Source organism: Streptomyces sp. NPDC002476, assembly GCF_042889785.1.
In the GTDB taxonomy this organism is placed as follows: Bacteria; Actinomycetota; Actinomycetes; order Streptomycetales; family Streptomycetaceae; genus Streptomyces.
On record NZ_JBIARH010000009.1, the window covers coordinates 80,863 to 93,690 of the forward strand.

Below are 12,828 nucleotides of genomic sequence, written 5' to 3' on the forward strand. Positions count from 1 at the left end.
GTCGCGGATCCGGCGGGGAGCGCCGGGACGGGGACCAGGGGCGGGCGACCGGGCATGAGAAAGCTCACGTGGGCGCGGAGGTGGCGCGCGTCACCGCGAAACGTGTGAGCCGCTCGGCGGCCCGGCCCACCACGAAGCGCGTGAGCGCCCTGGTGGCGCGCGTCACCCCGGTGAGATGGGTCACCGGAGCGAGGCGCGCGGTCCCGGCCCGGTGAGTGGCTTCGGCGTGATGGCGCAAGCGGGCGGGGCGGTACACGCGGGCGTGACCGTGCACATGCGCGGGGTGGGCGGTGCACACGGGCGCGATCGTGCACATGGGCGGGGCGGGGTGGTGCACGCGGGCGTGCCCGTGCACATGGGCGGGGCGTGCAGTGGCTCTCGTCCCTCTCCCGTCCCCGGGCGGCGTCCTACTTCTCCGGGCGGACCACGCCGAGTATCCGCATCGAACCCGCGCCCGCCAGCGTGACGTCGCGGCCGGGGCGCGGGGCGTGGACGATGGCGCCGTCGCCGACGTACATCCCCACGTGGCTGGCGTCGTCGTGATAGATGATCAGGTCGCCCGGGCGCATGTCCTTGATGGCGATGCGCGGCAGCAGCCGCCACTGTTCCTGAGAGGTGCGCGGGATCGGCCGGCCGGCCGCGGCCCACGCCTGCGACGTCAGCCCCGAGCAGTCGTAGGAGTCGGGCCCCTCGGCGCCCCACACGTACGGCTTGCCGATCTGCGCGGTCGCGAAGGCCAACGCCTTCTTCCCGCTCGCGCTCGCCTCGCGGTTGATGTCCTTCAGGGCGCCGGAGCTGAGCCACGCCGTCTGCATCTTGTACGCGGCTTCCTGCTCCAGCTTGAGCAGCCGGGCCCGCTCCTCCTTCTCGAGCCGGGATTCCAGCTTCTTCGCCGCCGCCAGCTGTTTCTTGATCTCTTTCTTGGCCTCGGCCTGCTTCAGACGGTTGGCTTCGAGCTTCTCCCAGTTGGTGCTCGCGTCCTTGCTGTACGTCTCCAGGTTCTGCTGGGTCCTGGTCAGTTCACCGAGGACGCCGCGGGCGGCCTGCTGGCCCTCCCGGACCCGGTTCACCCCGTCCAGGAACAGCTGTGGATCGTCGCTCAGCACGAGCTGCGCCCCGGGCGGCAGACCGCCGCTGCGGTACTGCTCGCGGGCCTGGGCACCCGCCTGGCTCTTGAGCTCGGTGATCTTCGCCCGGCCCACGACGATGGCCCGGGCCAGCCTGACGATCTCGCTGGACTGCTTCTTGGCCTTCTCGGCGGCGAGGTTGTACGCGTCGGTGGCCGCACCCGCCTTGCGGTAAAGGGCCTCGATCTCCTCGCGTACCTCTTCGAGGCTCTTCTTCTTCGGCTCCGACACCTTCGACGGCTTCTTCGCCCCGGTCCCGGATCCGACGGGGTTTCCGGGGTCCGACGCGTGCCGCGATGCGGCGGGGGAAGGCGGGGAGGGCGCGGCGAACGCCTCGACCGGCGCGGTGAGCACGGTCAGCGCGCAGACCAGAGTGATCGCGGCTGCGGCACAGTGACGTCGGTTCACGTGCTCCCCCTCCGAAAGTACCTGATTAACCGTCAGTAACTATTCGTCGATGGCGTGATCGTGCCACGCCGTCCCGAAAAGCAACAGAGGCCCACACATGCTGTTCCGACCATCACACAGATCGGGCCGAAGTGTTGGCAATACGCGTACGCGCCGGGGGCGCTCGGTTGCGAAGCCGGTACGCGCCGGGCCGCGGAGGCGGATCCCCGTGCATAACGGGCTGCCGGTTCAGTACGTGTCTCAGCCCGCGCGTCCCAGCACGCGCGTCCCAGCGCTCGCGCCTCAGTGCTTGGGTCCCAGTGCTGGCGTTTCAGTACGCGTGTTTCAGTACGCGTCGGGTCGGAGCGCGGCCCACCGCACCGTGACCTCGCCCTGGCGCCAGCGTCGTACCCCGCCCGTCAGCGGCCAGTCGGCCGACAGCGCCCGTACCGCCGTGATCCAGCGCTGCCGGGCGCCGAGCGCCGCGTACGGGGCGGCCGCGGCCCACGCCCGGTCGAAGTCGCGCAGGAAGGCGTGGACCGGTTCGCCCGGCACATTGCGGTGGATCAGCGCCTTGGGCAGGCGTTCCGCGAGGTCGGAGGGGCGGTCCAGGGAGCCGAGCCTGGTCGCGAACGTCACCGTGCGCGGGCCCTCCGGCCCGAGCGCCACCCATACGTGCCGACGCCCGATCTCGTCGCAGGTCCCCTCCACCAGCAGCCCACCCGGCGCGAGGCGGGCGCACAGCAGCCGCCAGACCTCCGCCACCTCGCCCTCGTCGTACTGGCGCAGCACGTTCGCCGCCCGGATGAGGTCGGGGCGGCGGGGGGCCGGGATCTCGAAGCCGCCGTGCAGAAAGGTGAGGCCCTCGCGTGCGTACGGCTTCGCCGCCGCGACCCGTTCCGGGTCGATCTCGATGCCCGCCACCTCGGTGCGCGGTTCGGCGGTGCGCAGGCGCTGGAGCAGTTCGACGGCCGTCCAGGGGGCGGCCCCGTACCCGAGATCGACGGCGAGGGGGGCGTCGGCGCGGCGCAGGGCCGGGCCGTGGGCGGCGGCGATCCAGCGGTCCATGCGGCGGAGCCGGTTCGGGTTGGTGGTCCCGCGGGTCGCGGTGCCGATGGGGCGCATGACAGCGAGCGTAACGGCCGCCGGGCGGTGGACGTCGGGGAGTGGGAGCAGGGGACATCGGGTGAGTACGGGGGCAGCGGGGCCGGGGTGGCGGGCGGCAGCGGGAGGCGCCCACGCGCCTTGAACGCGCGCGGCGTGAGGAGCGAGGCAAGTGGTACCAGGCACGGGGCACGCGGGCGCGAGGCGCGGGGCATGGGGCACGCGGGCGCGAGGCGCGGGGCATGGGGCACGCGGGCGCGGGGCATGGGGCATGGGGGCACGAGGCACGGGCATGTGATGCGGGCCCGGGCGGCGAAGTTCGTAATGATTTGGTAAAGCGGAAATGAAAGGAGAGGTTCCGCTGTTTCCCCCCGCGGGAGGGGCTCGGTCCCTCCGTGTCGTGCCCTGAGTGAGGAGGACCGGACGACGTGAGTCAGTACGTCTCCCGGCTCGGCAGCAGTCGTGTGGCGCCGCGTCTCAGGTTCCCCGCGGCCTTCCCCGGTGGTCACCGCAAGCCACGCCGTATCGCGATGCTCTCCGTGCACACCTCGCCCCTGCACCAGCCCGGAACGGGCGACGCGGGCGGCATGAACGTCTACATCGTGGAGCTGGCGAGGCGCCTGGCCGCGATCAACATCGAGGTCGAGATCTTCACCCGGTCCACCACCGGCGGGCTGCCCCCGGCGGTCGATCTTGCGCCGGGCGTCCTGGTCCGGCACGTCGACGCGGGACCGTACGAAGGGCTCGCCAAGGAGGAGCTGCCCGCCCAGCTCTGCGCCTTCACCCACGGAGTCATGCAGGCGTGGGCCGGCCAGCGCCCCGGCTACTACGACCTGGTCCACTCCCACTACTGGCTCTCCGGCCACGTCGGCTGGCTCGCCGCCCAGCGCTGGGGCGTCCCGCTCGTCCACGCCATGCACACCATGGCCAAGGTCAAGAACGCGGCACTCGCGGAGGGCGACACGCCGGAGCCCGCCGCCCGCGTCATCGGTGAGACCCAGATCGTCGACGCGGCCGACCGGCTGATCGCGAACACGGCCGAGGAGGCGGACGAACTGATCCGCTTCTACGCCGCCGACCCCGGTTCCGTCGCCGTCGTCCACCCCGGGGTCAATCTGGACTGCTTCAGCCCGGCCGACGGGCGCGCCGCGGCCCGGGCCCGCCTCGGACTGCCCCAGGAGGCCCTGATCCCGCTCTTCGCTGGCCGCATCCAGCCGCTGAAGGCCCCGGACGTGCTGCTGCGGGCCGTGGCGGTGCTGCTGGACCGGGACCCCTCGCTGCGCACCCGAATGGTCGTACCGATCGTCGGCGGTCCGAGCGGCAGCGGGCTCGCCAAGCCGGAGGGGTTGCAGAAGCTGGCGGCGCGGCTGGGCATCGCGGACGTCGTGCGGTTCCACCCGCCGGTGCGGCAGCATGAGCTCGCCGACTGGTTCCGGGCCGCGTCCGTGCTGGTCATGCCTTCGCACAGCGAGTCCTTCGGGCTGGTCGCGATCGAGGCGCAGGCGGCGGGCACCCCGGTCGTCGCGGCGGCCGTGGGCGGGCTCCCGGTGGCGGTGCGGGACGGGATCACCGGCTTCCTGATACCGGGGCACGAACCGGGGGCGTACGCGGAGGCGTTGGCCCGGTTCGCGGACGCGCCGGACCTGGTCGCCCGGATGGGCGCGGCGGCGTCGGCCCACGCGCAGGGCTTCGGCTGGGACACCGCGGCGTCGGCGACTGCCGACGTGTACACGGCCGCGATGCACGCGCGCCGCCGTCGCGTACGCTCGCACCATGGCTGACGCACCCGAGGAAGCGACGACGGCTGATGCGGCGACGGCCGACGTGACGGCGCGGGACGGGCGGCCGGAGCAGGACGAGCGGCAGGAGCGGACCGGTCGGCAGGAGCGGGCCACGCAGACCGCGCCGTCGGAACGGACCGCGCAGGCCGCACAACCGGGAGAGGCCACGCAACCGGGAGAGGCCGCACCGGCCACGCAGGTCCCGGAGGCCGCACCGGTCTCGCGGATCATCGAGGCGGCGCTGAAGGACGCCGAGCTCGAATGGGAGAGCCCGGAACCCGGAAGTTACGTCGTCAAGCTGCCCGGCACGCGCAAGCTGTCCACCACCTGTTCGCTGAGGGTCGGCAGGCACTCGCTCTCCCTCAACGCCTTCGTCATCCGGCACCCGGACGAGAATGAGCCGGCGGTCCACCGCTGGCTTCTGGAACGCAACCTCCGCCTCTTCGGCGTGAGCTACGCGGTCGACGGGCTCGGCGACATTTACCTCGTCGGCAAACTGCCGCTCTCCGTGGTCACGCCGCAGGAGCTGGACCGGCTGCTCGGCACGGTCCTGGAGGCGGCCGACGGCTCGTTCAACACCTTGCTGGAACTGGGGTTCGCGAGCGCGATCCGCAAGGAGTACGCATGGCGGGTGGCGCGCGGCGAGTCCACGCGGAATCTGGAAGCGTTCAGGCACCTGACCGGACGTCCGGAACGCTGACACCCGGCGGAGCGCCCGTGCGGCTGACCGCTCGACCGGCCAACTGGCCCGACTGCCCAAGAGCCCAAATGTCCAACCGGCTGACCAACTGACCAACTGACCGGCTGACCGGCTGACCGGCCGAACCGGGCCCGCCGGGCTCAGGCCCCCGACCGCAGCGCCGATTCCACGTCGCCCAGGGCCCGTACGAGTTGTGGACCGACCTCCTGCCACGTCCAGTCCAGTTGCTCCGGGGGAACTCGACGCGGGACGGTCTCCACCAGCATGACCAGGTAGAGGTAGCAGCGGTAGAGCGCGAGCCGCAGTCGTGTGGACGCGTCGAACACCATCGGCTGTCCGCTGCCTTCGGCGTACCCGGTGAGGAGATCCTCGTCGTCCTCCGGGTCCGCGAAGAGGGAGAGGGACACGAAGTCGGCGACCGGGTCGCCCCAGAACATCCGCTCGCCGTCGACGATCCCGCCGAGGGAACGGGCGCCCGGCTCGCCGTCGACGAGGAGGTTGCCTCGCCACAGGTCGAAGTGGACCGGGGCGGGCCGGGTGACGTCGTCGAGGACGGGTGACGCGGCAGCGAGCAGCGCGCGGATGTCCGCCGTCGGGCGCGGCAGCCGGGCCTGGTACGCGTCCGCGTCGGCGAGGACGGCGTCGGCCATCGCGGTGAACGCCTGCCGCCAGGTCGCGGACAGCGGGCCCAGCGCCTGCCCCGGGTAGCCGAATCCGCCGGAGCCCGTGAGGGAGTGCGTACGGCCGACGATCCTGCCCAGCTCGTTCCTGAGCCGACGTTCCTCGGCGCCCGGAACGGAGGCTCCCGGAACGGAGGCTCCCGGAGCGGCGGCGTCCGGAGCGGCGGCGTCCGGAGCGGCGGCGTCCGGAGCTGAGGCCTTCGGAGCTGAGGCCTTCGGAATGGTGGCGCCTGGACCGGAGGCGCTCGACGCCGCGGAGTGCGTGGCGGCAGTGTCATGGGCGGCGATGTCGTCGGCGACGTCACTCCAGGGGCGTCCCGGAAGTGCCGACGCGATCAGGTACGGACCGGTCGGCGACGCCGGGTCGAGTTGGCTGTGGAGCACGCGCGGCACCGGTGCCGTACTGGCCGTGCAGGTGTAGAACTCGACCTCGTTGACCAGCAGATCGCGCTCATGGCTCATCAAGGTCCCGTCACCCGCGGGCGGTGGAACCTTGACCACCCAGTCGTCGCCGTTGGTGAGGGTGACCCGCGTGACGGTGTTGAAGGTGCCTCCGGTGAGACGCGTGAGGGCGGCGATCCGGTCCTCCTTCAGGCCAATCGATCGCAGCACGACGGCGGTCAGGTCTTCGTTCGTCATGGGTGGGTTTGCCCCTCTTGGTCGTGATTTCTGCGCATCGTGGTGACGAACAGCTCATTCACGGCGTGATCACAGCGCCGTCACGATCGCACCGCTTTTCCGGCTTGATTGATCAACAAACAAAATTTGCTTTTAAGGTGAATCAAATCCCCAAGTCCTGCACAGAGATACGGTTCCGGATCATGCAACCCACCGCCATACGCCGTACCGCCCTTGCCGCCACCGCGGTGTGCGTGGCCCTGCTCGCCACCGCGTGCGGTGGGAGCTCGGACTCCGCTTCCGGCTCCGGAGACAAGGGGGCGGACAAGGGCAAGGAGTCCGCCGCCGCGCAGCCTGCCGCCAAGGCGCTGACCGCCGCCGAACTGGAGAAGGCGGCGCTGGCCCAGGGCGATGTCGAGGGCCACAAGATCGCCAAGACCGCGGCCAAGGACACGATCTCCAAGGACGACGTCAAGTCCGCGAACGCCGCCTGCACCCCGCTTGCGAACGCGCTGATGGGCGTGGAGGTCGGCGAGCCCGCGGCGTTCACCAGGCGGACGGTCGTCAGTGAGCCCAAGAAGAAGGAGGGCCTGAAGCCCGAGGAGATGTTCGAGGCGGCGATGGACATCACGACCACGCAGCTCGCGCTCGGTGCGTACGACGGCACGGGCGCGGCCGACTCGGTCGCCGCACTGCGCAAGGCTGCCACCGAGTGCGCGGGCGGGTTCGAGTTCACGGCGGCCGGTACCAAGAACAAGATCACCAAGGTCACCGAGGCGCAGGTCACTGCCGGCGAGGAAGCGGCCGCCTGGACCGTGGAGATGGCTGCTGACGGGGAGAAGATGCAGCTCAAGCTGGTGGGCATGCGTCAGGGCGCCTCGTTCGCCTCGTTCTCCTCGATGAACCTGGCCGCAATGGGCAGCGGTGGCGACTTCGAGCTGCCGACCGCAGTGGTCGAGGCACAGGCCAAGAAGCTGGCCTAAGGGCTTTCCCGTAATCCGCGGCGGACGCCGCGGGCCCCGCCCTTCGGGCGGACGACGCTCCTCTCGAAACACGCCCTAGCCGTTCGGCCCATGGCCGTTCGGCCCGTGGCCGTTCGGGTGGTGGCCGCCCGGGTGGTGGCCGCCCGAGAAGTGGTCGCTCCTTCCGTAGCTGCCCGGAGCCGACTGGGCGAGGAGGCGGAAGGAGCGGCCGGAGCCGGGGCCGGTCCGGTCGTTCACGGCAGCGGGACGAGCCTCACCACCGTGACGATCAGGACCGACCCGGACACGTAATAGAGCACGATGGCCCCGGCGACTGTCGCCTCGCGGCGATCGCGCTCGCTCTTGACGGCGGTGGACCCGTGCCCGTACGGGTCCCGGCCCAGGGTGCGGGCCATCTCGTCCCGGAAGACCTCGCCGTCGCGCATCTTGGCCAGGGTGTCGTCGGCGGGCGGGGCGTAGGAGATGCGGAAACTCAAGCGACGGTCCGCCTCTCGGCCTCGTCCTGCGCCAGTCGGTCCAGGATCTTCTCGGCCTCTGGATCGGGTACGGCCTCCAGCATCCAGTGGCGCATGACCGCCTGGATCTCGCCCACTCCGGCGTCGTTGATGGCGCGGTCGAACTCCTCGCGTCTGTCCTCGGGCAACGCGGCACGGATGGCCGGAATGCTGTTGGGCACGTCGACTTCGGCGCCGCCGACGAAGGTCTTCAGGGGCTCGCCCATGGTTGCTCTCCCCGCTCTCCTTGCTCTCCGCGCACGGCCCGCCCGGGGCCCGTACCCGCACCCGCGCGGCTGCGACCCCGCACGGGTGGACTCCCGCCCGCGTACGGACCGTTGCTCGGCCTCACGGTAGCGCCAGGCGCCGGGGCGGGCCCGGGGACCCGCACGGTACGTTCGTCCCGTGACAGGAACATCATGGGACATATTGCTGGTTGGTGGGGCGTCAGGCATCGGCAAGAGCCGACTGGCCGCGCGGCTCGCGGCCGAACGCGCGGCGTTCGTGGTCGAGTTCGACGACGTGGTCAGCGCGGTCGAGGCGATGACGACGGCCGAACACCACCCCGCCGTCCATCACTTCGACGACAGCCCCGACACCTCCCGGCTCGCTGTCGACGAGGTGCTCGGCCTCCAGATCGCCACTGCCCGTGCCCTGGAACCCGCGGTGCTGGGCGTGGTCGACAACCGCCTGACCGTCGACGCCCCCGCAGTGATCGAGGGCGACTACCTCACCCCGGCCGTGGCCGCGACGGCGATCAACCGCGGCGCCGGCTCCGGTCGCCGCGTACGGGCGGTGTTTCTGCACGAGGAGGACCCGGACCGGATCACCGCCAACTACGCCTCCCGGGAGCCGGGCAACGGCGAGCAGCGGCACCGGGCGCAGGTCAGCGCCGCGTACTCGCGCTGGCTCGCCGCCCAGGCGACCCGCCACGGACTGCCGGTCGTCCCGTGCCGCCCCTGGAACACCCTCGCGGCGCGCGTGGGACAGGCGTTGGGATAGGAACGAAGACCCCCGCGGCCGGGGGCGCGACCACGCGGCCACCGGCCGGACCGACCACCGACGTGCTCCGCGTCCTCGCCCCGGTCCCGCATCCCCGCCCCGGTCCCGTAGCCGCCCCCGGTCCCGGAACCGCCCCCAGTCTCCGCCCGTTCGCCCACCCGGCGTTGTCACACCCCCGCCGTACGCTCGGGCCATGAGCGTTTCCGTTTACTACAGCGCCCGTCGGCAAGAGCCGTTGACCGGCCCCGAGACCGCCGCCGTCGGGCGTGTCGTCGCCGCCCGCACGGCGTCGTTCCCGTACGACGACGAGGAAGACCTCTACCTCTACGACCTGGGCGGCGACGAGGACGACGAGATCCTCGCGGGATCCACCAAACTGCCCATCGAACCGGACAGATGGCTGCCGGTGCTCACCCACGTGCTCGACTCCGTCACCGAGCTGCGCCGCGCTGTGGGCGGGGCGGAGTGGCACGTGCACATGGACGACGTCGACGTCCCGTGGGACGAGAACGAGGGGTACGCCCTGCCGGGCATGCGCGACACGGAGCTCGCCGCCGAGCTCCGCGGCCCGCACTGACCCCCGGGCAGGGGCGCGGAGGGCGGACGGAGGGCGGACAGGGGGACCGGAGGAGACGGCCGCGCACAACGACGAGCCCCCGCCCGCGGCGAACCGCGGACGGGGGCTGTCATTTGGGATTGGTTCAGGCGCTGACCTGGGTGAATGGTCGAGATGGGGCCTCGTCGGGCCAGGCTGCTTTCCCCGTGCTTCCCCGCTGGATCTGGTGCGCTTGTGGTGCGGGGTCCTCACATGCCGTATGCCCTCCAGAGCCTGTTCGGCCGTAAGGTGCACCGCGCAGGGCCATAAGATGCAATTCGGGATGAAGCATGTGATGTCGTGCGGTACATCGGGCACCCTCGGCTTGCCCTCCCGCCCGCGGCGCCGCATCGCCCCATCCTGTTGGCCGGACGTTCGCGGCGGGCGACTTCAAAAGGAGTGACATGCTCACGCGTAAGTCCCTCGTTCGGACTGCCAAGGTGCTCTGTATGGGCACCGTCGCCACGCTAGCCCCCATCGCGCTGGCCACCCCTGCTTCGGCCGCGATTCTGCCCGTGGCGTGCAGCGAGGCTGCCTTGCAGAGCGCCATCAACGCCGCCAACAGCACCCCTGGAAGCGACACGCTCAACCTGGCGCCCCGCTGCACTTACCGACTGACCACCGAGCTGCCCGCCATCACCTCGCCGATCGTCATCAACGGCAACAGCGACACGATCACCCGTGTGTCGGGATCGTTCCGTATCTTCACCGTCAACGGTGGCAACCTGACCCTGGTAGGAGCCGCCCTCACCAACGGCGACGCCACGGGCAGTTCGATCCAGAACGGCGCCGGCGGCGCCATCGTCGTCACCGGCAATGGCTCCCTGAGTCTTATCGGCGACCTGATCGCGAGGAATCACGCCGACTTCGGCGGCGGCATCAGCGTTTTCGATGGCTCCCAGGCGCAGGTGAACGGGAGTGCCTTCACGGGCAACACTGCCGCAGTGAACGGCGGCGCCATCGCCAGCGACGGCAGCACGGCCGTCAACTTCAGCAACCTCAGTGGGAACACGGCCGGCAACGTGGGCGGTGCCATCGCCAACACCGGAACGCTGACGGTCGAAGGCAGCACCCTCATCAACAACACCGCGCCGAACGGCGGCGGCGGTCTCGCCAACGGCGTAACCGCCCAGCCAGGCGGAACCTCCACCGTGACCGCCAGCGTCATCAGCGGCAACTCAGCCAGCGGCGTGAACCCCGGCGGCATCTACAACAATCAGGGCACCGTGACCCTGCGTATCACCGTGGTCATCCGTAACACCCCGAACAACTGCCTCAACAGCCCGACCCCGGTCCCCGGCTGCCGCAACTGACCTCCGGCACCCGTCGCCGACTGCCGTCGCGCGGTCCGGTGTGCACCGGACACAGATCTTGAGCACCGTCGTGACAGCGATGCCACCATGGGCTCAAATGCCGCACCCACCATGCAGGTTGAAGGCCCCTGGCCAGCAACATCGGTCGGGGGCCTTCGCCGTGCACGTTGCCTGTTGATGACCGCGATTCTCGTGAATCCTCGGTCTGTCAGGCACGGATGGGGCACGGCCGCACACGGGCTTTGAGGTTGGTCCTCATCCTTATCAGGTCGATCGAGGGCACCTCTCGACCTGAATGAACTGCCGCCGGATCCTGGCTCGCCTGCCGCTGAGGTGCGGCGTTGATCGGAGCCGTTCATGCTTGTTGGTGTCAGCAGTTGATGTCAGGAATCGCGGCCCCCTCTTGACGAACCCTCGATGAGAAAGGGGTGGGCGGGCCAGACTGTGATGGATAGGCTCTGTCTGGCCATGCGTCGTCGAAGGTGGTCGGGATGAGAGCCCACGACGCTCGCCACGTCCCGGCCGGCACTTGCGAACGGCGCCCCGTCCATCCCGGAGTCTGAGCGCCCGCGCCGGAGGCATGTCTTGAAGCCGCGGGCTTGGTTCTCGTCTCATGCCCCTCCGGGCCTATCTCTCGTGGGCGCGCGTCGGCGGCGGCAGCGCCGAGCGGGCCGCAGGCAGGAGCGCGGGCGCAGCCAGAGCCGGGAAGCGCGCCCGGCGGAGCGGAGCGCAGAAGGGCACGACGTGTTGCAATCCGGCCCTGGGACAGCCAAGCCCATGCCACGTCGGATGCATCGGAGTCCAGCGCCGGTGAGATCGTGAGGAGCGTGACCGCGACCCACCTGTCCGCCTGGGATGCCGAGTAGGCGTCGAAGGATGCCCGGAGCGCCCGGCACAGCATCAAGGCCCCTACCAGGGACGAAAGTCCAGATAGGGGCCTTGATCAATGGGGCTTACTTCTTCTTGCCCTGGGTCTGGTGGGCCTGTCTTTTTGACCAGGTCCGCGGGACACAAACTCCCGCTGACCTGCGACCGGGCGGTCATAGATGGTCGTTGTTGACCGTTGCTTGTCGCCCTCGGAGGGCCCAGAGGGGGCCCAGCGTGTCGCCCCAGACTCTCAGTCATGAAGAAGAGCAGCATCCCCCCGGCTTGCGAGCACAGCCTTCCCTTCGCCCGCCGGGAAACGCAAGAGGCCCCGGATATCTCCGAGGCCTCCCGTCTGCGCGTGTTCGGCGGGATACGCACTGGTCATGTCACCATTGACAGAAGGCGACGGCGGCATCGTCGCCGGATTTGTATCGTGGCCACCGACGGCCGGTTGGGTCCGTCGCCTCAACCTTGCGCACAGTGTTGATCAGCTCTCGCGGTCCGCCTGCACGAAGCGTCGCGAATACGTCAGACCAAGTCGCCATCTCGTACTCAGTCACGAGCCGTGATACCCCGTCGGACATGACGGCAGCAGAGTTTGCCTCATCGAGTGGCGTGGTGCCGGTCAGGGCATGCTCAGCAGCCTCTGGAGTGGTGGAGGCGACCCAGTAGCCGTCTAGCGTGTTGCGCATTTGCCGCTGCGCGAGCACGAAGCGTTGCAGGGCCTCTCTGTGCCCCGGCGTATGTGTCTCATGTCGTTCGACCTCAGCCCGCATCTCAGGAAGGATGTCGTCGACGCGGAGATCCGTGATCACCGAGTAGCCGTCAGGGCCTTCAAAGACGATGGGCGAGTCTGCGAGAACTAGATGGTCAAGTACGCCGTACCGATGCCGCAGGATTGCAACCGTGGCCGACGGCGTTCCCGGGTTACTCAGGTCGCACTCGGGGTGCATGTCGGCAACCCGTCCAAGTGCCTCCGCCAGTGCACTTGAGAGTGGCCGGTCCAGCTCTGCCAGAGCCGCCACCAACTGGCCGCCGAGTTGAGCGACGTACCACGGGACGCCATGACGGCATCCCGTGGTCAAGCCCGCTGTACTCAGTCCGTCCAGCACGATGGCGAGCGTGGGCGTGCTGGCCACCCAATCCTCGTTCGGGTTCGCTCCCCCGGGGAGTGTGT

Annotated in this window: 13 protein-coding genes; 6 read left to right on the plus strand and 7 right to left on the minus strand. The window is 70.2% G+C overall.

What is annotated here, in order from left to right; translation table 11 throughout:
* Positions 1-64 precede the first annotated feature (64 nt).
* The 3 genes from ACFYXM_RS13640 to ACFYXM_RS13650 all read right to left on the minus strand — a co-directional run bounded on the left by ACFYXM_RS13640 (position 65) and on the right by ACFYXM_RS13650 (position 2,639).
* Positions 65-298, minus strand: a complete 234-nt coding sequence (locus ACFYXM_RS13640; RefSeq protein WP_389289183.1) for a hypothetical protein — start codon at positions 296-298, stop codon at positions 65-67.
* A 109-nt stretch (positions 299-407) separates the two neighbouring features.
* A complete protein-coding gene (locus ACFYXM_RS13645) occupies positions 408-1,535 on the minus strand; it encodes an NlpC/P60 family protein (protein ID WP_389289184.1) in 1,128 nt (375 codons plus the stop codon).
* A 324-nt stretch (positions 1,536-1,859) separates the two neighbouring features.
* On the minus strand, positions 1,860-2,639 hold the full coding sequence (locus tag ACFYXM_RS13650; RefSeq protein ID WP_389289185.1) for a class I SAM-dependent methyltransferase: 780 nt from the start codon (positions 2,637-2,639) through the stop codon (positions 1,860-1,862).
* 407 nt (positions 2,640-3,046) lie between these two features.
* On the opposite strand from ACFYXM_RS13650, the gene mshA reads away from it, so the two are divergent.
* Together mshA and ACFYXM_RS13660 are read left to right on the plus strand one after the other, a co-directional pair.
* On the plus strand, positions 3,047-4,399 hold the full coding sequence (gene mshA / locus ACFYXM_RS13655) for a D-inositol-3-phosphate glycosyltransferase (protein WP_389289186.1): 1,353 nt from the start codon (positions 3,047-3,049) through the stop codon (positions 4,397-4,399).
* Between the two features lie 226 nt (positions 4,400-4,625).
* The gene (locus ACFYXM_RS13660) at positions 4,626-5,099 is read left to right on the plus strand and encodes a YbjN domain-containing protein (RefSeq protein WP_389289308.1); all 474 of its coding nucleotides are present in this window, start codon (positions 4,626-4,628) and stop codon (positions 5,097-5,099) included.
* Between the two features lie 140 nt (positions 5,100-5,239).
* Here the strand turns inward: ACFYXM_RS13660 and ACFYXM_RS13665 are convergent, their stop codons facing one another.
* Positions 5,240-6,418, minus strand: a complete 1,179-nt coding sequence (locus ACFYXM_RS13665; RefSeq protein ID WP_389289187.1) for a phosphotransferase family protein — start codon at positions 6,416-6,418, stop codon at positions 5,240-5,242.
* Positions 6,419-6,600: 182 nt separating this feature from the next.
* Between ACFYXM_RS13665 and ACFYXM_RS13670 the strand changes: the two genes are divergently transcribed.
* Positions 6,601-7,380 carry a hypothetical protein gene (locus tag ACFYXM_RS13670; protein ID WP_389289188.1) on the plus strand — a complete coding sequence of 260 codons (780 nt, stop codon included), beginning with the start codon at positions 6,601-6,603 and terminating at the stop codon, positions 7,378-7,380.
* A 233-nt stretch (positions 7,381-7,613) separates the two neighbouring features.
* On the opposite strand, the gene ACFYXM_RS13675 is transcribed toward ACFYXM_RS13670, so the two are convergent.
* Complete coding sequence (locus ACFYXM_RS13675) at positions 7,614-7,856, minus strand: hypothetical protein (RefSeq protein WP_073789288.1); 243 nt, start codon at positions 7,854-7,856, stop codon at positions 7,614-7,616.
* Entirely contained in the window at positions 7,853-8,101 is a 249-nt protein-coding gene (locus ACFYXM_RS13680; protein WP_389289189.1) for a hypothetical protein, read from the minus strand. Before ACFYXM_RS13680 ends, ACFYXM_RS13675 begins: the two co-directional genes overlap by 4 nt.
* Before the next feature lie 178 nt (positions 8,102-8,279).
* On the opposite strand from ACFYXM_RS13680, the gene ACFYXM_RS13685 reads away from it, so the two are divergent.
* The 3 genes from ACFYXM_RS13685 (at position 8,280) to ACFYXM_RS13695 (ending at position 10,784) form a co-directional block, all read left to right on the plus strand.
* Complete coding sequence (locus ACFYXM_RS13685; RefSeq protein WP_389289190.1) at positions 8,280-8,876, plus strand: hypothetical protein; 597 nt, start codon at positions 8,280-8,282, stop codon at positions 8,874-8,876.
* Between the two features lie 193 nt (positions 8,877-9,069).
* Entirely contained in the window at positions 9,070-9,453 is a 384-nt protein-coding gene (locus ACFYXM_RS13690) for a hypothetical protein (protein ID WP_389289191.1), read from the plus strand.
* A 467-nt stretch (positions 9,454-9,920) separates the two neighbouring features.
* Entirely contained in the window at positions 9,921-10,784 is an 864-nt protein-coding gene (locus ACFYXM_RS13695) for a hypothetical protein (protein WP_389289192.1), read from the plus strand.
* 1,253 nt (positions 10,785-12,037) lie between these two features.
* Here ACFYXM_RS13695 and ACFYXM_RS13700 read toward each other — a convergent pair.
* On the minus strand, positions 12,038-12,790 hold the full coding sequence (locus tag ACFYXM_RS13700) for a hypothetical protein (RefSeq protein ID WP_389289193.1): 753 nt from the start codon (positions 12,788-12,790) through the stop codon (positions 12,038-12,040).
* Between the last annotated feature and the right edge of the window lie 38 nt (positions 12,791-12,828).

What these genes read in the sequence shown, in the direction of transcription:
- ACFYXM_RS13690 (WP_389289191.1), top strand. Translation starts at nt 9,070, where the DNA reads ATGAGCGTTTCCGTTTACTACAGCGCCCGTCGGCAAGAGCCGTTGACC.
- ACFYXM_RS13670 (WP_389289188.1), top strand. Translation starts at nt 6,601, where the DNA reads ATGCAACCCACCGCCATACGCCGTACCGCCCTTGCCGCCACCGCGGTG.
- ACFYXM_RS13695 (WP_389289192.1), top strand. Translation starts at nt 9,921, where the DNA reads ATGGGCACCGTCGCCACGCTAGCCCCCATCGCGCTGGCCACCCCTGCT.
- ACFYXM_RS13665 (WP_389289187.1), bottom strand. Translation starts at nt 6,418, where the DNA reads ATGACGAACGAAGACCTGACCGCCGTCGTGCTGCGATCGATTGGCCTG.
- ACFYXM_RS13650 (WP_389289185.1), bottom strand. Translation starts at nt 2,639, where the DNA reads ATGCGCCCCATCGGCACCGCGACCCGCGGGACCACCAACCCGAACCGG.
- ACFYXM_RS13680 (WP_389289189.1), bottom strand. Translation starts at nt 8,101, where the DNA reads ATGGGCGAGCCCCTGAAGACCTTCGTCGGCGGCGCCGAAGTCGACGTG.